Consider the following 20506-nt stretch of genomic DNA (forward strand, 5'->3'; position numbering starts at 1 on the left):
ATACATGTTAATTTATAAAAATTTATAATACAGATATTAAAGATAATATGTTGTCTTTAACTAGGTTTGATCTGAGAGGCATTTGTTGGAGCATGGATAGAATTATGAATGAATTTTCTATATCTAACTTACCTTTGACTTCATTTCTTTTCATTTTGATTGAGTGAAGAGAACATTTATTAATTAAATTACTAATTTCACTAATTCTCTCTTTTATTCTATCAAACATTTCACTTTCTTCTCTTTTTATAGAAAGCCAAAGGTCCATTAAAATTAATATTATATTTGTATTTTTAAATTCTTTTTCCCATAGGTAATTTAGATGTTTAATTCTCTCAAGTGGAGTTTTATTGGATTGTTGAATTATGTTTTTAATATCAGCTTCTATCTTATCGATAATGTAGTAAATAGTTTTTTCAAATATTTCTTCTTTACTTTTAAAATAATAATATATTGTTGTTCGATTTATCCCACACTCTTTTGAAATATCCTTGATATTTAAATTATAAAACCCTTTTCTTATTAATACATTATAAGAACCTAATATTATTTGCTTCTTAATTTCTTCAATGTCTACAACTTTTGGCATTTATTTTTCCTATATTTTATTCTGACAATACTGTCTAAATAAAATATATTTGTTTTTGACACTAGAGTCAAGAAAAAAAATTGTTTATATAAAACATAATTATCCCATCCTAATTAATACAATGCTGTATCAACTACGATGAGATAATTTTTTTGTATCCTAAATAATATTAATTTATATTAATTATATAAATCTTACTCTTTTAGAAATATCTTCTTTTTCTTTTGGTTTTGGCTCTGAATTTATTCCACCAAATGGCATTTGAGCATTTAAAATATAATTGTCAGGTACATCAAATAGCTCCATAACAACATCATCTATAATTGGATTATAATGTTGCAAAGATGCACCAATATTCAATTCTTTTAAACCACTCCAAATTGAAAGCTGTAACATTCCAGCTGATTGTTCAGCCCATCCTATAAATTTAGGAGCAAATACTGGAAATTGTTTTTCTAAGGCTTTTAAAACTAAACTATCAATAAAATATAAAATAGTTCCATACCCATTTTTAAAACCATCAATTTTCTCTCGTGGAACTTGACCTTGGAATTTATCATATATTTTATCCCAAAGCAAATCTTGATTTTCTTTTGTTACTACTACAATTCTTGAACTTTTCATATTGAATGCATCAGGAACTAATTCAGTAGCTTTTTTGATAAAGTCAAAAACTTCTGATTCCTCTACTGGCAATTTTTTAGATATGTCATAGTAAGATCTTCTTTCTTGTAATGTGTCTATAATTTTCACAACTTTTTTCCTTTTGATTATTAATCATAATCTGTCTCTAAATAAATAAACGTTAATAATATATAACATTTATTATCTAATATTATTTAAAACTACTGGACCACCCCAAACCATGGGTTGTTTTTGTCCATAGGTGCTTAACAATAATATTTCAATATCTTTTGAAAGTGATTCTATTTCTATGAAGCTACCTTCCGTTAATTTTATAGCTGTTTTCTCTTCAACTATTTCTTTATCAATTTTAAACTGACCTTTAAACGAAAACATAACCACTATCTTGTCTTCATTAGTATCAATTTTAATTTTATTTTCTTTACATAAATGGATTATATGATAATCAACAGGCCAATATTTACTAGATGAGCCTTGATTAGTCATGTACTCATTTTTTAATAATTGAACTAATCCATCATTTATCGAAAACTCTTTTACATAATTGTTTTTTATACTGTGGTATTCTGGTTGTGCCATTTTAATATCTCTTGGTAAATTTAGCCAAAGTTGAACTCCGTTAAGAATACATACTTCTGATGATTTTTCTTCAAACAATATTCCAGAACCTGTAGTCACCCATTGTTCATCATCAGCAAAATCACCATTTTTTATAGAATCTCTATGTGACAAAAACCCTGTCTTAATAGAATTTATTGTTTCTACTCCTCTTTGGGGATTTGCAGCATAACCAGTTTTATATTCTTGGTATGAACTAGTATCAATAGAATCTAACATCAGAAGGGAATAAAAATCATAGTATGTTTTTTTATCTTGTACTTTATACATACTAACTTTTTTACCCTCCCCTAAGTTATTATCTCTAACTATCTCATCGATTTTTCTAATCATTTTTATATCCTGTAATTTTTTTTAAACTTTTTAGAACACAGTCTTGTTCTTCACAGTTTAGCACACTAATTGAAGAAATAATATTATCTTCATGTTTTGGATAAACTTTATCAATTAAAAATGCTCCTTTTGTTGTAAGCCTTAAGATATACTTTCTTTTATCTCCTTCATCTTGAAGCTTTTTAATTAAATTATTCTTCTCTAAATTTTTTATTATTATAGCAATAGTTCCACTACTACTTAAAATCAACTTTTGAACATCTCCAACCGAAAGGTCCCCTTTGTGATATAAAACGTCTAGAACAGCAAATTGAGACAATGTAAGTCCATATTGTGTTACTATTTTATGTGTTTTTTTTGTTAAACTATTTACAGTTGCATTTAAAGCTATAAACAGTTTCATTTCTTTCTTTATCAAATAGGAGTCCTTTTAATTTTAAATATCTCTAACTAGAGTTAGATTAGCCTAATTAATTTTTATTGTCAATATTAAGATATGAATTTTACCCATTTCTTTAAAAATAAGGATTTATTCATGATATAATATCGAGAATTATTAAACACTTTATAAAAATAAGCTTAGACACTTCTAACATTTATGATTTGATAAAAGATATATAGCTAGAAAACTCTATTAAATTAAATATTGTACTATATAATAAAACACACCACTTGTTAATAAAGGTAATGTTAAATTATCAAAACCATTTGGGGTTAGAGCTTCAACTAAAAATGAAAAAACTCCCAAAATTAAGCTTATAATAAGACATAGATTTATAGAAATAAATGGATAATAATATTTTAGAACAGAAAAAGTAATTATTATTGAAAATATAAAAACTGTGAGACTACCTTCAAATGTTTTATTTTTATTTAAGAATAAAGGCTTCGTTCCCCATTTTTTACCAACCAAAGCGGCAAAACCATCGCCATATCCCATAATTAATATTCCAAGTAAACCAACCTCAGGTTTGTTAAGTGAAAAAGATAATAGAACTAGTATAAACAAAGAAATTGAATAATAAACTGTTCCTAGATCTTTTTTCCCTTCCCCTCTTTCTATTGCTGCAAATAATTGCTTCTTGTAAGAAAGATAATTAATTATTATAAAACAAAAAGGTACTACTGAGGCTTCTATTGGGTTTACAAAATAATACATTGCAATAAACCACCAATTCGAAACACTTATATGTACTAATTTTCTTGTTCCTTCAATTTTAACTTTTCCAAACTTTCCAAGTATTGTAGCTATTAATATAACAATAGAAACAAAACTAAAGGATATTATGTATCCTGCCATTTGTATCCCTTTAATTTATTTTTTTTAGTTTTGTTGTAGAATAATTTTTGTTTCAAAACTTTGAAAAACAATTATCTGACATAAACTTTTTTTACTATCACTTAGGTAAACAGAATAGACTTAATTTATATACAAATTTTTACTATTTATAATTTAACCAACTGACGATAGCACATCATATCAATATAAATAAAAAGCTTCAATGAATATTTAATCTACTCTCATCATTATTTCTGCACCTGCATTTTTACCTAATGAATTGATTTCTAAATTATTTTGTAAATCCCTAAATAAAATTGACACTGAAGCTGAAAGACCTTCTTTAATTGATTGATTCATAATTCCTTTTTTGGGTGAAGAGAGAGATTGAACTTCATCTATATTAGCTATTACATCCAAGGTGATGTCCCCTTTTTTAAAGCTTATACTTGTATATTTTTCACTTGCACTATCAATTTTTAGTTTTGCTCTATTATAAGTTGCAAATCTATATTCTTTTTGATCTATAAAAAGAGAACAAAAAAAGCCCCTAAAAGAAAAGCCTAAAAAAGGAATTCTAGCTACCGAAAGAGCTAATTTAATTGAAGAATGATTAAAATTATTACACTGGATCCAAATATATTCACTTGGGAAAGAACTCCCCCAATCTTTTTCACTATAACCTATACCATCATCAAAATTGATTTTTTCATTATTAAGCAGTAGAGACCCTTTTATCTTATGTCCCATACTTATTATATGATGGTTACACTCTAATTTAGGTATATAACTTAAATATCCCATAATATTAGGATTTAAAAAAGTCTTTTTTAAATACGTTAATTTTGAATATATTAATGTTCCTTCAACTTTCAACTTTGGACTCTCAAGAGATAAAAATATAGAAAACTCATTAAAAATAGATTTCCCTATTTTAATTTGAAATGGGGATAATGAGAATTCAAACATTGATGAAGGATACCTAAAATATTGGGTAAAATGATTATTTTTATCATCACAAGATATAAATTGAATAAAACAGTGAGGATCAACTTTATTATAACTTATTCCAGGTATTACACTAATTGTATAAGTAGATGTATTATTAACGTTTTTAAAGTACCAACCTTCAAAATATTCTTTATTTTTAGCTTTTTTACTACCTTGAAATAAAATTCTATTGTAATGTTTATTCACTTAAGTTGTCCTTATGAAATTGGAAATCTTATTTTAAGTTTAACATATGTAAAGACAAGGTAGTAAGTTATTTTACTTTAAAACAACAAAAAATATAGTTTTTATAAGTGATACTTTTTATTTTAATTTCTTAATTTTCTAATCTAAAGCTGTCTCTAAAAACTAATTTCAAAGATACTAAATTTTGAGATGGCAGTTCTTTTTTATTTAAAATAGAATATAAATGTTTTGTTGCGAGTGCTCCTAATTCTTGTCTTTTATTTTCCCAACATGTCCATTTATTCTCATTAAGCCAATCATCTTCCATTACTATTCCAAATTTATCTTTTCCCAATGTATAGGCTTTTTTTGATAAATATTGATTTATAGCAGGTAGTTGCCAAATTCGATCTACAATATAGTAATCAAAATTATCTAATATTTTCTCTTGTTCTTTATCAATATTTAATGAATTACCTAAATTTAAAACGGAAACAGAAATTTCAAATAATTTTGCAAAATAAAAAAGATACTTTTGTTTATCAGCATGTGGTTCTGCTTGATTTACAGAATTAATAAATAGAAGTTGTTTTACATTTCTTTCTTTTAATAATTTAAATATCTCTAAAATTACTGTCTTATAATCAAAACTAACCCAGTTCGTTTTTATGCCAGGAATCTCTCTTCTACCAACAAAAACTAAAGGAAAATTTCTAGAGGCTAAAGCTTTAATATCACTATCATCTCTTTCCACACCAATCATTATTGCTCCAGAAGATAAGGTCACGCGAGATGAAGAGGATATATTTTTGCGAGTATTTAAAAATAATACATCTAATCCTAATTTTTCACCTTGTAAATATACGCCAATATAAAATTCAAAATATTCTTGCTGTATTTCATGTTTACTCATATCTTCATATGTAAATACTGAAATTAATGAAAGATTATTCTTTTTTAAATTTCTTGCCATATGATTTGGAACATATCCTAATCTCGTAGAAACTTCGATTATTTTATTTTTAGTTGCTTCGCTAACTCTTATATTCCCACCAATTTTTCCACTTAAAACTTTTGATACTGTCGCATATGAAACATTAACTTCGTTTGCAATATCTTGAATTGTTACACGTTTATTGTCCTTCAATCTAAAAAAGCTCCTTGTAATTTTAGCTCTTTCCTGATTAATTTTGCATCAAGGTCAGTTGGTAATATTTTATTTTTTACTGACAAAGCAGCACTTACTCCGCTTGCATGACCTAAAGCTCCACAACTTGGTGAAACTCTTAAAGAGGCCTGAGCTTCAAAAGTACAAGAAATTAATCGTCCTGTAGCTATAACATTTTTAATAGTATTATTTATTAAACATCGATAAGGAATAGTATACCACATGCCGTCAAGAAGGAAAGTAGTATTTGTTTCAACTCCATCACTTGAGTGTATATCTATTGGATATCCACATGCCGAAATTCCATCTTCAAATTTTTTACCACTTATTATATCATCAACTGTTAAAGTATAATTACCAATTAGTCTTCTTGAACTTCTAATTCCAACATTTGGTCCTGTTGTGATTAATATTGCATTTTGAAAACCAGGAATATGTTTTTTTAAATAATAATATAATTGCCAAACTTGTTTTCTGCCTTCAATTTCTGCCTTAGATAAATCGAGGGGATCTACAGGATTTAAATTATTTATCCTACTCATATTTACAATTACTTCATTTTTTGTATTGGTTTCAAAAAATAATACGATATCTCTATCAAATGTTAATTCTCCTGATTCTATTCCTTTTTTCATTATTTCTTGAAATCCAGAACAGGATATACGACTAGCCTTTTTTTCTATTCCTGGTTTATTTTTTAAAAAAGGAAAGAGTTCAACGTTTTTATCCATCAAGTCCCTTATAGTATCAATATCAATATTTGATAATTTCATATTCATACTCATAGGTTGATCTTTACCATCTATCTCTCTTCCTTGAGTAAAAGGAATTTTAAGCTGGTATATTAAATCTCCATCTCCACTTGCATCAATAAAAACATCTGCACTAACTTCAAAATGTTTTCCACAAGATATTATATCTAAACTAGATAGAAGAGAATTGTTAACCTTAATATCTGAAACAATGCTATGAAAGAGTATTTGTGCTCCAGATTCTATAACCATTGATTCAAGTTCATATTTTAAACCTTCACTATCAAAGGGGGTAACTGTATATGTGTAACCTGTTGTGTCAACTATATGGCCTACAGAGAGACCTTTTTTAACTAAATTTTGTATTACTTCATCTGTAATCCCTTTTATAACTTGTTCTTTTCCTGCATGAAAAGTCATCATAGGTCCTGTACCTGAGGTAGTTAAAGAACCACCAAGACACCCTTTTTCTTCAATTAAAAGTGTTTTGACACCCATACGGGCACTTGCTATTGCTGCAATGGAACCTGCGATTCCACCACCAACAATGACAACATCATATTTCATATTCTCTCCTATTTTAAACCGGAATTAACCATTGCATTTGTAATTTTTTCTTGAAATACTAAATAAACAACCATTATAGGTATTACTGAAAGGGAAGTAGCTGCTAGTTGCAAATGCCACTGAGGAAGTCCATAAGTATCATTAAAATTGGCAAGAGACAGAGGTAAAGTAAATTTATCTAAACTGCTTATAAAAACTAAAGGTTCAAGATACATATTCCATATAGACAAAAAAGCTAATATACCAGCAGATGCTATAATTGGTCCTGAAATTGGAAGCATTATCTTTTTAAATATTTCAAATGTTCCAAGCCCATCTAGAGTTGCTGCTTCTTCAAGTTCCCTTGGTACTGTTATATAATGCTGCCTAAACATAAAGGAAGAAAAAGCTCCTTGAGAACAGAAGATAGGAATTAACATCAATGGAATAAAGCTATCTGTTAATTTTAATGCAGACATCTGTGTATATAAAGGAATAATAATTACTTCGATTGGCATCATTAAGGCCATTAATAATAAAATAAAGAAAAAATTTCTTCCTTTAAAATTAATTCTTGCAAAAGCATATCCACTCAAGGCTGAAAAAATAATATTGCCAACTGTCCCAACTGTTGCTACTATTATCGTATTTATAAAATGTTTACCAAAAGGTTGTACTTTAAAAATTTCAACATAATTTGAAAACTTCCAAGCTTTTGGTAAAAAAGAAGGTTTTCCAAAAATATCTGCAGGATTATTCAATGAGTTTACTAGCATCCACCAAAAGGGATACACAAATATTATTGTTAATAAAACTGCAAGAAGAGCTCTAAATATATATGAGACCAATTTATTAGTTTTCATAATAAGATACCTTCCTTCTAACATTCCATTGTATTAGGGTCAAGATTAAAACTATTGCAAATAAAACAACAGAAATTGCACTAGCATAGCCGGTATTAAACATTTTAAACGCTTGATGATAAATATAATAAACAATAACCATTGTAGATCCCTCTGGTCCTCCATCAGTCATTAGTTTAATTGTATCAAAAACTCTCATCGAGCCGGTAACCGTTACAATCATTACCATCAATACAGAAGGCATAAGCAATGGTAATTTTATCTTAAAAAACATTGAAAATGTATTACACCCATCTATTCTAGATGCTTCAAGAACGTCTCTAGGCAAATTTAAAACAGCACCAAGAAATATTAATATATTCATTCCTAAATTTTTAATAACTCTTGTAATTATTACGCTAAACATTGCCCATCTTACATCTCTAAGCCAATTTGGTCCTTCTATACCAACTAATGATAAAAAGTAATTTAATGGGCCATCTACTCCACCTTGGAGTATGTACTTAAAAACAATTGCCCAGGCAACACCACTTGTAACTACTGGTAAAAACACTATTGTTTTTAAGTAAAAGGTTTCAACTCTAGCTTTACCGAGATATAAAGCTAGAATTAACGAAAAAATTAAATTTATAGGAACAACACCTAAAGAAAATAAGAAGGTATTCTTTAAAGTTTTTAAGAATAGTGGATCTTCAATTAAATTCTTGTAATTATCAAATCCACTAAATATAGAAGTTCCAAAAAGTAAATTTTTCTCTTGAAAAGAAAAAATAAATATTGATATCAAGGGCATCATTACAAAGAACAGAAACCCAAGCATTTGTGGTGCAATAAAAAAATAACCAATTAAATTTTGTTTTCTTTTATTTTTTTTAATCAATGTTTTCATCTCCATAATAAATGCCCTGAATCCTATTTACTTAATATATTTAGAATAAACTTGTGCAACTTGATCTAAAACATCTTCTACATTTGCATTTTTATTCCATAACTTATCCCAAACCATTTTAGACTCAACATCAATTTGTGGATATAATTTATGAGATGGAAGAACTTTTCCTGTATTAATTGAGAATGCTACTGCTTCTTGCATTTCTTCACTACTTACTGATGGATTACTGTTTAGGAAAGTATCTGAATTAAGTACAGATTTTCTAGCTGGTGGCCAAATTCCAGCCATTCTCTCTACACAAGATTTATTTGTCATGTAAGCGACAAGTTCATTTGCTAACTCACCATTTTTACTTTTAGCATTTGAACAGATTGCAGCTTGTCCAATTACTGGAACTTGTCCTGCAGGTCCAGCTGGAACTGAAATTATTCCCCAATCGAAAGATGCTCCTTCTAATTTAGAAACTCTTGAAATTTGTCCCATTGTCATAGCTGCATCACCTGCAAAGAAATCACTTTGGTTTCCTGGAGGGACTACTGATCCATCTTGATAAATCATATTATGGAATAAAGTAACAGCTTCAACACTTTCATCTGAATTAATTAGAATTTCATTATCATCAGTCCATGCATCTGAGCCATAAGATCTAATTATTGGTACAAGTGTGTGTAAAATTCTTGAATCATAACCTGCTCCATCAGGTGTTTGATATGCATATACTCCTGTTTTATCTTTTATAATTTTACTAATTTTTCTAAAGTTTTCCCAAGTCCAATTTCCCTCTGCTTGCATTTGTGTTGGTAAATCAAGACCTGCTTCTTTGAATAAATCTTTGTTATATAGAATAAAGAAAGGAGAGGTTGAGAATGGGATACCTAAAACTTTATTATCTTTTTGCCAAAGAGTCATTGCTGATTGTGAAAAATCAGAAAAGTCATACTCTTGTAAAGCTTGGGTTAAATCACCTAGTAAATTTGATGATACAAAGGTTGGAGCTGTAGTTTCTAATACCCAAAATACATCAGGAGCTTCATTTCCTTGTAATTCCATAGAAAGTTTTGTTGTGTATTCTGCAAAAGTTATTGTTTCAAATTCACAATCAATTTCAATTCCCTTCTTTTGAGCAAATTCTTGGACAAAAGAATCTAATAGAGCTATTTGATCTTTGTTACTCGTCCATGTTGATATTTTCATTTCAACTTTTTTAACTTCACTTTGATCTGTTGAACTTTTTTCTTCTTTAGCCCCACTAGCAAATAAGGCCATGCCAAAAGTGCATAGAAAAACTAGCAATAATACAATTTTCTTTTTCATATCAATCTCCTTTTATATGATTAATCGTTTAATCAAATATTATCATCGTTTTTTTTATATGTCAAATTTAAATTTTAAATAAATTTAAAGCATTTTTAGAGTAAAAAATTCCACAATGTTTTAAGCACTGTGGAATGAAAAATGTATTATGCAATTTAAAATTTTTAAAAATGATTAAAAACTACAAGGTCTTCTATTTTATCTTTTTCTTTTGGCCCAGTAGGATTTTTTGGTTCCCCAATTGGTAAAACGGCTCGTATTGTTTTACTCTTAGGCACTTTTAACAATGATCTAACTGAATCATTAACTTCTTTTGCTCTCAAAATACCGTCTGTCCATACTGTTGCATAACCTAAAGCTGTTACACTCAATAAAATATTTTCACAGGCTGCACTATAGTTTTCAACTTCAAAATTCATGGATGAAAAACCACTTAGATTTTCTGTTAATAAAACTAAAACAAATGGTGCTGTTGCTATTCCATTTCCTTTAATTATTTTACTTAAATCTGATATAATTTGTTTATCTGTTATAGCAACATATGAAGAGGTCTGAACCTTCATTCCAACAGGAGCTGCTAATGCAGCATTTAATATTTTATTTATATCTTCATCGCTTAATTTTTTAGAGGTAAATTCACCTCTGTATGAATATCTATTTTTTATTACTTCAAAGAATTCCATATACTCCTCCTCTATCTATAAAAAGTATTTAATATCTTTTTTGTTATTCACAAATTATCTAACTATTGCTAAACTTAATCAAGCACAGTTAAAAAATAATATAAATTACAATCAATTTTATTAAATACTTTTCTCATATTAAATAGATTATTCGTTAAACTAAATTGCTAAATAAAGCGAACTAATTCTTCTACTTTTTTTCTTGGTGTTGGTGCAACTTCTTCTTGTGGGTATCCATAAACGATTAAAGCTGCAACAGTTTCTTCATCATCTAAGTTTACTATTTTAGAAATTGATTCATCATTAATAACACCCATTATACAAGTACCAACTCCATAGGCATGAGCTGCTAAACAAAAAGTTTGACATGCTATACCAGCATCAAAAACTTCCCAAACATTAGCTTTATTAGTAGCATATTCTTCACCACCAAGCTTTCCACTTTTACCTTTTACAAAACTTAAAACTGCAACACCTTTAGCATTTTTTAGAGTACTTATGTTATAAACAAAATCATTAACACCATCTTCTGCTAACTGTTTAATTACTGCCTCATCATCTACAAAAGTGTATCTAGCAATTTGGAAATTTCCCCAAGATGGAGCAAATCGTGCAGCATCAATAATTTTGTTTAAAACATCTTTGCTTACCTTTTCGTCTTTAAATTTACGAACACTTCTACGTCCTTTTATTAGTTCTATAGCTTCCATTTTCTTACTCCTGAATTTTATTAAAATAATTTAGATAATTGATATAATTTCTTATCTTCAATAAAATCACTAGTTAATTTTGAGTATTTTTTCATATGCTCACTATTAACATGATTTTGCCACGCTTCATAAGTTGCCCAATTTTCATAAAATATAAAGGTGTTTTCATCATTTATATCTTGATGAAACTCGTAATTAATACAGCCATCTTCTTCTAGTACTATAGGAACTATTTTTGATACTTCATTTTTAACAAAATCCCTCTTCTCTTCTTTTGTCTTAAGAATTACGACTAAAGAAAGTATTTTATCTTCCATAATTGATTTTTCCTTTTATCTGTAGTATGTTGTAACAAGAATCATTACAACAACCAAACTAACACAACCATCGTTGTAATGTCAATGGTTACAACAAAAAAATATTTTATTTACCTTTGTACAAAAAAAGTAAAAGATTTACCAAAAATTGGAGAATAATATAATGCAAATAACAGAACGCTTTACACTAGCAATTCATACAATGCTATGTATTGCAACATTTTCAGATAAAATAAAAGTTACATCAACTTTTATAGCTCATAGCACTAATTCTAATCCAGTGATTATAAGAAAAATTTTAGGGCAACTTAAGGAAGCTGAGATTGTTGAAGTTAAAGCTGGTGTTGGTGGTGCATATCTAAAAAAAGAACCAAAAGACATAAATCTTTATGATATCTTCAATGCAGTGGAAGCTATTAGTAATGATTTTTTTAATTTTCATGAAAATCCAAACTGCCAATGTCCCATTGGAAAAAATATTCACACTATCTTAGATGCCCACCTAACTAAAATCCAAATGGCGATGTTTAATGAAATGAAAAATACAACACTACAAGACTTATTAAAAGAAACAAAAGAGTTCTTTTAATTGTCTAAATTGATCCAGATTTTTATTTTACTTTTTTCAATTCTTATCACAAAATCCCAAATTATTTAAAGCCTACTAATTAACTAGTAGCTCATCATATTTACGATTTGTGTTTTTTTAATATTTACTTATTAATACAAGACTTCTTATATTGCTATTTTTCATCTCAATTTGTTAAATAATATATTCATTAATCCTATTTTAAATTATTTCTCCTCTAACCATAGTATAGAACCAACTTTAAAATGGGGAATCTCAACTTCAATAATATCACTTCTTTTTCCAGTTACTCGAGAAAACTTTAGCTTTTGAACTCTTCCTAAATTTGTATCAGGATCAGCAAAATAAACATTTTCAACATTTTTAAAAACTTGAATTTTTACTAGTAAAGGTGAACTTAAAGATGGCTCGTTTTTACCTTTGTTCCACACTTCATCATTATTTTCTAAATTTAGTAGACAAATTAAATGTTTTTTGCCGTTTGTTCTTAAAACTACAGAAATTTTGTTTGGTTGAGAAGTAAGTGAATAATTTCCTTCGATTTGATATTCTTCATTATCCCAACCACAATGGGTCATTGTCACATCTTTTAATGAATCATCAAATAATAATTCTTGATACATTACATAAAAGTCTTGATAATGTTTAAGTATTTTTGCTTCATCTTTTTCTAAATGTGAATAATCACAATAATATCCTTGAGTTATCACACACTTTTCTTCTCCTAAAAATAGATGAGTAGCACCTTGTGAATTAATAAAGAAATTAACTAATAGTGCATTATAGAAAGCTCTATCTCTATCTAATCTAAAACTTTGCAAATATGCTGCTAAAACAACCGGCTTTGATAAGTTTTTTGCTTTATTAATTAACTCTTTTAAGTGATAAAATGTTTCATATGGTGGCCAAACTTCTATATATGTTGCTATTTGATTTTTATTATTTAATTTCTTTAGCGGCCAAGCTCCTACGTTATTGAATATCAAAGAATGAGGAAATAATTTTTTAGATACCTTATCCAAAAATTTCGGTATTTCATAATCTAGATATTTTACCTCTCCATAACTATCTAAAGCTCTTTTAGGATAACCATATGTATCTAAATGTATGCCTAAGAAACCAACCTTCTCAATACTTTTTTTATATTCTTCAATTATATGGGAAACCCATTGCTCATTTTCTATATTCATAAAGTAAAAGATATCTATAAATGTTAATGGCCTTTTTCCCTTCTGATAATAAGCTTGATCTTTGTGCGTTAAATAATATTCTTTTGTTGCAGCATAAATTGGTCCATACCCCATTGGTTTCATACCAAAGCCTTTACAAGTATTTATCTTGTTTTTTATTACATCTAGATTGTTATTTTTACCCATTGCATCTTTAAAGGTTTTTACTGGTGGAACCATATTATCATGTCGGTATGACCAATCATAAAATTGCACATAATTTATATGATTTAAATTAAGCCATTTTATATCAAAATTATCATCCATTTTATTAAAATCACTTAAAAAACCATAGCGAATTATTGAATTATTTGAATCTATAGAAAATGCTGTTGTATATATTTTATTATCACATTTAACAACTATTAAATAACCTGAAAGATCTTTTTCATATAAACCAATGTTAATTTTATTTGTACCCAGCTTAAGGTTAACTTTAAAAGATTGTACTTTCTTTTCTAAATTATATATCTCTATGTCACAGATAACTTTTTCTATATTACTTTCAATTATTAGATATATTGGCTCTTTTGTTGTATAACTCGCTTTATCAGAATATATATAATTTATCATCCTTTAACTGCTCCTTGAGCTAATCCACTCATAAATTGCTTTTGAAATATTAGAAATACGACAACTACTGGTATAATTGCTATAGTGGCCGTAGCAGATACTAAATGCCATTTTGCTCCTGCAAACTGTTGAAAAAATACAGATAAAGCTTGTGGAACATTATGTTTTTTGTTGCTTTGTAAGAAAAATACTGCTTGGGCATAGTTATTCCATATTCCAAATCCATTTAATATTACAAAAGCTGCTGTTGCAGGTTTTAACAGTGGAAATATAATTTTCCAAAAGGCAGAAAGCCCTGTACATCCATCTATTTCTGCAGCTTCATTTAACTCTTTTGGTAGTTCTCGAATATAGGTAGTATATATAAATACACAAGTTGGTAATGACAGTGTTGAAGTTACAAAAATCATTCCCCAAAGAGTATCAACTCCATGAATTTTTCTCATCAATGTATATAGTGGTACTGTATTAATTATCCCTGGAATCATCATACAACCTATTAATGTTGAAAATAAGATATAATTGAATTTACTTGCTCTTCTAGCGATAGAATACCCCGCCATTCCTCCAACGATTATAGATAAACTAAGGGATCCAAAGGTAATAACTGCTGAATTGAACATAGCTCTACCTATATTTGATTTTTTATAAGCTTCTATGTAATTTTCAAAATGTAAATCAGGTACAAACATATTGCCTTGATAAAATAGCTTACTTGGATCATTTAACGAAAGAATAATCAACACATAAAAAGGCAATAAACAAGTTATGCATATGACTGCAATAATTATTATTTTCATTATTTTATTTATTTTTACTTCTTTCACTTTTAACTCCTTGATTTAGTAAACTTAAAGGAAAATAAAACCGGAATCAAAATTAATAGAAATAAAATCATGGCAACTGCTGTTGAATAACCTGTTTTATTACCGTAACACATCCTCATAATGTATATACTCAAGCTTTCAGTTGAATATCCAGGCCCACCTTCTGTAAGAGACATAATAATATCAAAAACAGACAAAGATCCTATTATATTTGTTACTACGTTAATTCGTATTGATGGAACTAGTAGTGGAATTGTTATTTTCTTGAATATCTGGAATCTTGAAGCCCCATCAATATGTGCTGATTCATACATTTCATTTGCTATAGACTGTAATCCAGCTAAATAAATAATCATTGTCATCCCAGCATATTGCCAAACATTTACTATAACTAGCATTATAATTGTTGAAGAATATTTACTCATCCAATTCCAACTGATAGGATTATTAAAAACTTCAGCTGCTCTATATATAAAACCTCTTCCAGGTTGGAGTAAAAAATACCAGATATATCCCATTATTAAAGGACTTATTATTGAAGGAAGATAAATTACAACTCTAACTAGTCCTTGATATTTAAACTTATTCTTCATTAAAAGGGCATATGCTAAGCCTACTAGATTTAAAAATAAGGCACTGCCTAAAGCAAATAAAACTGTTGTTTTTATATCCCCTAAAGCTCTTGAGTCACTAAAAAAATCTATGTAATTAGAAAAGCCAACAAATTTAGCTTTTCCCATTCCATCCCAATTAGTAAAGCTTAATCTTATTCCTTGCATAAGAGGAATGATAAAAAAAATTCCGTACAACAAGGCTGCAGGAATACTCATGAGTTGAATTCCATCAATTCTTTTTTTCATTATTAATCCTTAAAATATTTGGTAGGGAAAAAATCCCTACCAGATGTAAATCAATATTTAAAAACCATTATTCCATGCTTTTTGATAGGCAATTCCAAATTCTTCAGGACTATAATTACCCGCTAGTAAATCTTGGACCATTCTTCCGGCATCATCACCTGAGAAACCTGCTGGTTTTTCATTTGTAAAGCCAATATTCACTGCTGTATTTAATACATTTGTAACTTCATTTCTAAATCCTTCTGGAGCCCAAGCTGCATCTACATCTTTAAATGCACTAGGGGAACCTAAAGCTTCAGAATATTTCTTCATATTTTCAGGTGAGAATAAGAAATTTAAGAACTTTTTAGCACCTTCAATATTTGTAGATGTTGCTGAAATACAATATCCACTATCTTCTGCAGATAAAACTACAGGTTGAGAATTTGGCATATATGCTGGGTATGGTGCAAAACCAATATTCATATCAGGATTTGCAGCTAAAAGACCACCTAAAGCCCACATTCCATCAGAGAACATAGCAGCTTCCCCACTTACAAATGCTTCTGTTCTATTATCTGCTGTTGCAGTTAAAACATCTTTATTTATTAATCCTCTTTCTTGTAAATCAACCATTTTTCTAGCAAATTCTACCATGGCCCCATTTGGGTTAGCAAAATCTAATTTTTCTTGATCATTATTTAACATAGCAATCTTACAATCTATAGGGCCTAAAGTTTGTTTTAAGTAGCCATGGGGAACGAACTCAATCCAATGTCCTAATGACCAAGCTTCTTTTCCAGGAATGAACAAAGGAGTAACATCAGGTCTTTCTCTTTTTATAATTTCAAGATTTTCAACAAACTCATCCCAAGTTGTAGCAGGCTCTAAGCCTAATTCATCAAAGATATCTTTATTGTAGAATAAACCTGCCATTGTCATATTTGTACAAACTCTATACTGTTTATTTGTCTTAATATCCGTACAATTATCTCTCATTGAAGGGATTAATCTGTCCCACCAAGCTTCATCACTCAAATCTAAGTATTTACCTTGATCGACATATGCTTGCTCATAAGTTGTCATAATATCAGGAACTTCACCTGAAGCAAATTTAACTTTTATAATGTTACTTGCATCCTTTTGGTATTCTTGAGAAACTGAAACCTCACTTTCATTAGCGTTAAACTCATTGATAATATCATTCATTAAATCAATCGTTTCAACCTTACCTGTAAAAAATGATATTTCAGAATTACCATTTGCAAATAACGATGCTGATAATATGGCAAATACTACTAAAAATGATATAACTTTTTTATTCATACCATAACTCCTTTTAATCCGTGATAGTTTAATTATCACCCCTCTATATAAAATTGGATATACCAAGTTTTTTAAATTTTGGTATAAGTTTTTTTGATTTTTTCATTTTTAACTGATTATTCTTGCTCATCTTCTTTTGTCCTTATACTATAAACTAAAAGGGGAAAGATAATGGTGAAAAAATGGACGATTAAGAAAAAATTACTTTTTAGCACTAGTGTTCTTATTTTTGTCTCTGTGATGATTGTTACTATTATTTCTTCTAGAAATTATAAAAAAGATATGATTGACTTATCTTATAGCGATACTAAAATAACACTACAACAGTTAGCATACAACATAGATAGTTATCTTCAAAATATCCAAGAATTGTGCATACTTCCCTACTATGATGATACTTTGATTAATTCATTATCAACTCACCCTACTATACCTTCAGCAATTTTATCTAAGCAAAGAAATATTGAAAATTTCCTTTCTAAAAATATCCTACTTCCTAATGAAGATATTGAAGGAGTCTATATCTTCTCAAACCAAGAAGTTTATTCTAGCAAAAGAACTCAAAAATATTTATCCTATTCTAATTTGGATGACGATATGATTAAAAAGGTATCTTCTAGTAAAGTCCCTATAATTATATATCCTGAAACTGAAAACGCTAATTTTATTATCTTAAGTAATATTTTAGATATAGAAGATAATAGCAAAACTCTAGGTATTTTAAGAATTGATGTAAATACTAAAGGGTTAGATAAGATTTGTTCAAAAGTTTTAGATACTGAAGATAAGGGTTTAATTATCGCAAATGAAAAAGATGAATTCATTTACGGCAGTAGTAAATGTTATCCCACATCATATCTAATTGAAATGTATAACAAATTAAAGATGGGCTCTTATAATAACAATATTCTCAATTTTGATAGTTTTGATTTTTTAATTACATCTGTTCAAATACCTTTTACCTCTTGGACGATATATGATGTTAGTAATTTACAATCTATGACGAAGGGAATAAATGAGATCCAAACTAGATCTATTATATTAGGGCTCATTTGTGCAACAATTGGTATTCTTCTTTCGACTCAGCTTGTAAAAAGATTATTAAAACCTATTTACGAAGTAACAGATTTAATGAAAAAAGTCCAAGGTGAAGATTATAGCGTTAAAGCAAAAGTTATTGGAGATGATGAGATAGCCTACCTTTCATCAACTTTTAATGAAATGACTGAAAAAATTGAGACAACTATGAAAAAGAATATCTTATTAACTCAAAAAATTTATGAAGCTAAATACCTTGAAAAAGAAGCCCAATATGTTGCAATGTGTAATCAAATTAAGCCTCATTTCTTATTTAATAGTTTAAATACTATAAGTTTATTAATTAAAGTTAATAGAAAAGAAGAATCAATAGATTATATTGAAAAACTAGCCTCATTATTAAACGGACTTGTTCACGCTGATTCTGAAATTACACTAAGAAGCGAACTTTTAATTTGCAAAAATTATTTAAGTATGCAATGTATCCGCTATACAAATTTAAATTATGAAATTAATGTTGATGATAAGGTATTAAATTATCTTATTCCTGCTTTAACAATACAACCTATTATTGAAAATGCTCTTATTCATGGATTCTCAAGAAAAGAAGATAAATGTCTTATTAATATTAATGTAAGTGAAAAGAAAGAAAATTTATCTATTATTATTCGTGATAATGGTGTTGGGATAGAAAAAGAAAAACTTAAAGAGATAAAAGAAAAAATTGAAAATCCAAATTCTGAGTATTTATCTTCGAATAAAAGAGTTGCTTTAATTAATATACAAAGAAGGATAAAGCTTAAATATGGTGAAAAATATGGATTATCTATCTCTTCTGTTATTAAAGAAGGCTCCGTCTTTACTTTAACTATTCCAAAAATATTAGGAGAATAAGATGTATAAAGCTTTAATCGTAGATGATGAACCTTTAATGAGGGAATATTTAGGAAACAATTTAAATGAAATTAATAAAGAATGGATTTGTGAAGATACTGCCTCCGATGGTGTCTATGCTATTCAATATTTACAACACAAAACTTATGATGCTGTAATTACTGATATTAAAATGCCTGCAATGGATGGTATCGAATTATCTAAATATCTTTATTCAAATCACCCTAATTTACCTATAATAATTATCACAGGATACAACGAATTTGAATATGCAAGGGCTGCTGTAAAGCTAAATGTTTTTGACTATTTATTAAAACCTCTAAGAGATGAAGAACTCTCTGCTGCACTATCTGTTATTGCATTAAAAAACAACTCTGTTAATAACAAAAATTTTTCACCGATTAAAGCTAATAAAAACACACTAGTATCTCAAATCCAAGAATACCTACAACTCCATTTTAGAGAAGGGTTAAGCTTAACAATCCTCGCTGATATTTTTAACATAACCCCTTCATATTTAAGCACTATATTCCATAAAGAAATTGGAGAACCTTATTCAAAATATCTATTGAGGCTTAGAATGGAAACAGCAAAAGCTCTTCTTTTAAATCCTAATTCAAAGGTACAAGATGTAGCTATAGATGTAGGATTTAGTTCTTCTAAGCATTTTGGATCTGTTTTTAAATCATATTATGGTATCAGTCCTGGTGAATTTAAAAATAAAAACAATTTATAAAATATAAGGGGGCAAATAAACTATTACACTATTTTACTATATTTTCTTCGAGTGTAATGAAGTAATGGAATCCCATCTTCTATTTCATATTTTTGTAAATGTAATAATATGGTAGGATTATTATCTAAAAACAAACGACGACCTTTGCCTAATATTATTGGAATTATTCCAATTATATATTCATCGATTGAATTAGTTTTTAAAAAAGAATCTATTAATATACCACCACCAAAAAGGTATATATTTTTCCCTTTTCTTTTTTCATTTTTAATTGTATTTACAATGTTATCTTTAATAAAATACACATTATCTTCACTCTCTTTTTCTTCACTTGTTACAACTACAACTTGCTTTGCAGGAAAGTCAGTTGCAAACCCTTGATCGTAACAATGCCGTCCCATTACCACAATATCAATATTTTCTAAGAATTTTGGATAGTTATGACCAACTTCTGTATTTAAAGACGAATATCCATCTCCTACTATCCAGTCAAAACCTCCATCTTCACTGGCGATATACCCATCTAAGCTCATTGCTAAATTCAATACAATTTTACCTTTCATTATTAGT

The 20506-nt window shown here is 28.3% G+C and carries 22 protein-coding genes; 3 read left to right on the forward strand and 19 right to left on the reverse strand.

The window, feature by feature from the left end; all coding sequences use genetic code 11:
• Nucleotides 1-22: 22 nt before the first annotated feature.
• From ACZ5SO_RS10045 to ACZ5SO_RS10110, 14 genes are all read right to left on the reverse strand, one after another.
• The gene (locus ACZ5SO_RS10045) at nucleotides 23-589 is read right to left on the reverse strand and encodes a TetR/AcrR family transcriptional regulator (protein WP_464624370.1); all 567 of its coding nucleotides are present in this window, start codon (nucleotides 587-589) and stop codon (nucleotides 23-25) included.
• 183 nt (nucleotides 590-772) lie between these two features.
• A complete protein-coding gene (locus tag ACZ5SO_RS10050; RefSeq protein WP_464624371.1) occupies nucleotides 773-1342 on the reverse strand; it encodes a nitroreductase family protein in 570 nt (189 codons plus the stop codon).
• Nucleotides 1343-1414: 72 nt separating this feature from the next.
• Nucleotides 1415-2185 carry a pirin family protein gene (locus tag ACZ5SO_RS10055; RefSeq protein ID WP_464624372.1) on the reverse strand — a complete coding sequence of 257 codons (771 nt, stop codon included), beginning with the start codon at nucleotides 2183-2185 and terminating at the stop codon, nucleotides 1415-1417.
• Nucleotides 2178-2603 (reverse strand): MarR family winged helix-turn-helix transcriptional regulator, encoded by a 426-nt coding sequence (locus ACZ5SO_RS10060; RefSeq protein WP_464624374.1) that lies wholly within the window; start codon nucleotides 2601-2603, stop codon nucleotides 2178-2180. The genes ACZ5SO_RS10055 and ACZ5SO_RS10060 overlap by 8 nt, the downstream gene beginning before the upstream one ends.
• A 216-nt stretch (nucleotides 2604-2819) precedes the next feature.
• Complete coding sequence (locus tag ACZ5SO_RS10065; RefSeq protein WP_464624376.1) at nucleotides 2820-3485, reverse strand: diacylglycerol/polyprenol kinase family protein; 666 nt, start codon at nucleotides 3483-3485, stop codon at nucleotides 2820-2822.
• 210 nt (nucleotides 3486-3695) lie between these two features.
• Nucleotides 3696-4661, reverse strand: a complete 966-nt coding sequence (locus tag ACZ5SO_RS10070; protein ID WP_464624378.1) for a tocopherol cyclase family protein — start codon at nucleotides 4659-4661, stop codon at nucleotides 3696-3698.
• Nucleotides 4662-4791: 130 nt separating this feature from the next.
• On the reverse strand, nucleotides 4792-5787 hold the full coding sequence (locus ACZ5SO_RS10075; RefSeq protein ID WP_464624379.1) for a LacI family DNA-binding transcriptional regulator: 996 nt from the start codon (nucleotides 5785-5787) through the stop codon (nucleotides 4792-4794).
• Complete coding sequence (locus tag ACZ5SO_RS10080; RefSeq protein ID WP_464624381.1) at nucleotides 5784-7127, reverse strand: FAD-dependent oxidoreductase; 1344 nt, start codon at nucleotides 7125-7127, stop codon at nucleotides 5784-5786. The genes ACZ5SO_RS10075 and ACZ5SO_RS10080 overlap by 4 nt, the downstream gene beginning before the upstream one ends.
• Nucleotides 7128-7135: 8 nt before the next feature.
• Entirely contained in the window at nucleotides 7136-7969 is an 834-nt protein-coding gene (locus tag ACZ5SO_RS10085; RefSeq protein ID WP_464624382.1) for a carbohydrate ABC transporter permease, read from the reverse strand.
• Nucleotides 7959-8858, reverse strand: coding sequence for a carbohydrate ABC transporter permease (locus tag ACZ5SO_RS10090; RefSeq protein ID WP_464627847.1), 900 nt, complete (start codon nucleotides 8856-8858; stop codon nucleotides 7959-7961). The genes ACZ5SO_RS10085 and ACZ5SO_RS10090 overlap by 11 nt, the downstream gene beginning before the upstream one ends.
• Nucleotides 8859-8885: 27 nt before the next feature.
• Entirely contained in the window at nucleotides 8886-10175 is a 1290-nt protein-coding gene (locus tag ACZ5SO_RS10095) for an ABC transporter substrate-binding protein (RefSeq protein WP_464624384.1), read from the reverse strand.
• A 164-nt stretch (nucleotides 10176-10339) separates the two neighbouring features.
• The gene (locus ACZ5SO_RS10100; protein ID WP_464624385.1) at nucleotides 10340-10858 is read right to left on the reverse strand and encodes a nitroreductase family protein; all 519 of its coding nucleotides are present in this window, start codon (nucleotides 10856-10858) and stop codon (nucleotides 10340-10342) included.
• Nucleotides 10859-11025: 167 nt separating this feature from the next.
• The gene (locus tag ACZ5SO_RS10105; protein ID WP_464624386.1) at nucleotides 11026-11568 is read right to left on the reverse strand and encodes a nitroreductase family protein; all 543 of its coding nucleotides are present in this window, start codon (nucleotides 11566-11568) and stop codon (nucleotides 11026-11028) included.
• A gap of 20 nt (nucleotides 11569-11588) precedes the next feature.
• Entirely contained in the window at nucleotides 11589-11885 is a 297-nt protein-coding gene (locus tag ACZ5SO_RS10110) for a putative quinol monooxygenase (RefSeq protein WP_464624387.1), read from the reverse strand.
• A 163-nt stretch (nucleotides 11886-12048) separates the two neighbouring features.
• Here ACZ5SO_RS10110 and ACZ5SO_RS10115 point away from each other — a divergent pair, with 163 nt between their 5' ends.
• Nucleotides 12049-12474: an Rrf2 family transcriptional regulator gene (locus ACZ5SO_RS10115; protein ID WP_464624388.1), complete on the forward strand. Its 426-nt coding sequence runs from the start codon at nucleotides 12049-12051 to the stop codon at nucleotides 12472-12474.
• 206 nt (nucleotides 12475-12680) lie between these two features.
• Here ACZ5SO_RS10115 and ACZ5SO_RS10120 read toward each other — a convergent pair whose 3' ends face one another.
• Genes ACZ5SO_RS10120 through ACZ5SO_RS10135 form a run of 4 tightly spaced genes read right to left on the reverse strand, consistent with a single transcriptional unit; the run spans nucleotide 12681 to nucleotide 17268 of the window.
• Nucleotides 12681-14276 carry a glycoside hydrolase family 66 protein gene (locus tag ACZ5SO_RS10120; RefSeq protein WP_464624390.1) on the reverse strand — a complete coding sequence of 532 codons (1596 nt, stop codon included), beginning with the start codon at nucleotides 14274-14276 and terminating at the stop codon, nucleotides 12681-12683.
• A complete protein-coding gene (locus tag ACZ5SO_RS10125) occupies nucleotides 14273-15103 on the reverse strand; it encodes a carbohydrate ABC transporter permease (protein ID WP_464624392.1) in 831 nt (276 codons plus the stop codon). The genes ACZ5SO_RS10120 and ACZ5SO_RS10125 overlap by 4 nt, the downstream gene beginning before the upstream one ends.
• A gap of 2 nt (nucleotides 15104-15105) precedes the next feature.
• Nucleotides 15106-15963 carry a carbohydrate ABC transporter permease gene (locus tag ACZ5SO_RS10130; protein WP_464624393.1) on the reverse strand — a complete coding sequence of 286 codons (858 nt, stop codon included), beginning with the start codon at nucleotides 15961-15963 and terminating at the stop codon, nucleotides 15106-15108.
• Between the two features lie 57 nt (nucleotides 15964-16020).
• Complete coding sequence (locus tag ACZ5SO_RS10135; RefSeq protein ID WP_464624394.1) at nucleotides 16021-17268, reverse strand: ABC transporter substrate-binding protein; 1248 nt, start codon at nucleotides 17266-17268, stop codon at nucleotides 16021-16023.
• 171 nt (nucleotides 17269-17439) lie between these two features.
• Between ACZ5SO_RS10135 and ACZ5SO_RS10140 the strand changes: the two genes are divergently transcribed.
• Both ACZ5SO_RS10140 and ACZ5SO_RS10145 read left to right on the forward strand, forming a co-directional pair.
• Entirely contained in the window at nucleotides 17440-19200 is a 1761-nt protein-coding gene (locus ACZ5SO_RS10140) for a sensor histidine kinase (RefSeq protein ID WP_464624395.1), read from the forward strand.
• A gap of 1 nt (nucleotide 19201) precedes the next feature.
• Nucleotides 19202-19936 (forward strand): response regulator transcription factor, encoded by a 735-nt coding sequence (locus ACZ5SO_RS10145; RefSeq protein WP_464624397.1) that lies wholly within the window; start codon nucleotides 19202-19204, stop codon nucleotides 19934-19936.
• Nucleotides 19937-19959: 23 nt separating this feature from the next.
• Here the strand turns inward: ACZ5SO_RS10145 and ACZ5SO_RS10150 are convergent, their stop codons facing one another.
• Nucleotides 19960-20499, reverse strand: a complete 540-nt coding sequence (locus ACZ5SO_RS10150) for a dihydrofolate reductase family protein (RefSeq protein ID WP_464624398.1) — start codon at nucleotides 20497-20499, stop codon at nucleotides 19960-19962.
• Nucleotides 20500-20506 lie beyond the last annotated feature (7 nt).

The sequence above is a fragment of the Pleomorphochaeta naphthae genome (genome assembly GCF_055396005.1).

Coding starts and splice junctions, on each gene's coding strand:
- ACZ5SO_RS10055 (WP_464624372.1), bottom strand. CDS start 2,185: ATGATTAGAAAAATCGATGAGATAGTTAGAGATAATAACTTAGGGGAG.
- ACZ5SO_RS10140 (WP_464624395.1), top strand. CDS start 17,440: ATGGTGAAAAAATGGACGATTAAGAAAAAATTACTTTTTAGCACTAGT.
- ACZ5SO_RS10105 (WP_464624386.1), bottom strand. CDS start 11,568: ATGGAAGCTATAGAACTAATAAAAGGACGTAGAAGTGTTCGTAAATTT.
- ACZ5SO_RS10090 (WP_464627847.1), bottom strand. CDS start 8,858: ATGAAAACATTGATTAAAAAAAATAAAAGAAAACAAAATTTAATTGGT.
- ACZ5SO_RS10130 (WP_464624393.1), bottom strand. CDS start 15,963: ATGAAAAAAAGAATTGATGGAATTCAACTCATGAGTATTCCTGCAGCC.
- ACZ5SO_RS10150 (WP_464624398.1), bottom strand. CDS start 20,499: ATGAAAGGTAAAATTGTATTGAATTTAGCAATGAGCTTAGATGGGTAT.
- ACZ5SO_RS10100 (WP_464624385.1), bottom strand. CDS start 10,858: ATGGAATTCTTTGAAGTAATAAAAAATAGATATTCATACAGAGGTGAA.
- ACZ5SO_RS10095 (WP_464624384.1), bottom strand. CDS start 10,175: ATGAAAAAGAAAATTGTATTATTGCTAGTTTTTCTATGCACTTTTGGC.
- ACZ5SO_RS10135 (WP_464624394.1), bottom strand. CDS start 17,268: ATGAATAAAAAAGTTATATCATTTTTAGTAGTATTTGCCATATTATCA.
- ACZ5SO_RS10045 (WP_464624370.1), bottom strand. CDS start 589: ATGCCAAAAGTTGTAGACATTGAAGAAATTAAGAAGCAAATAATATTA.
- ACZ5SO_RS10065 (WP_464624376.1), bottom strand. CDS start 3,485: ATGGCAGGATACATAATATCCTTTAGTTTTGTTTCTATTGTTATATTA.
- ACZ5SO_RS10110 (WP_464624387.1), bottom strand. CDS start 11,885: ATGGAAGATAAAATACTTTCTTTAGTCGTAATTCTTAAGACAAAAGAA.
- ACZ5SO_RS10085 (WP_464624382.1), bottom strand. CDS start 7,969: ATGAAAACTAATAAATTGGTCTCATATATATTTAGAGCTCTTCTTGCA.
- ACZ5SO_RS10115 (WP_464624388.1), top strand. CDS start 12,049: ATGCAAATAACAGAACGCTTTACACTAGCAATTCATACAATGCTATGT.
- ACZ5SO_RS10080 (WP_464624381.1), bottom strand. CDS start 7,127: ATGAAATATGATGTTGTCATTGTTGGTGGTGGAATCGCAGGTTCCATT.
- ACZ5SO_RS10120 (WP_464624390.1), bottom strand. CDS start 14,276: ATGATAAATTATATATATTCTGATAAAGCGAGTTATACAACAAAAGAG.
- ACZ5SO_RS10145 (WP_464624397.1), top strand. CDS start 19,202: ATGTATAAAGCTTTAATCGTAGATGATGAACCTTTAATGAGGGAATAT.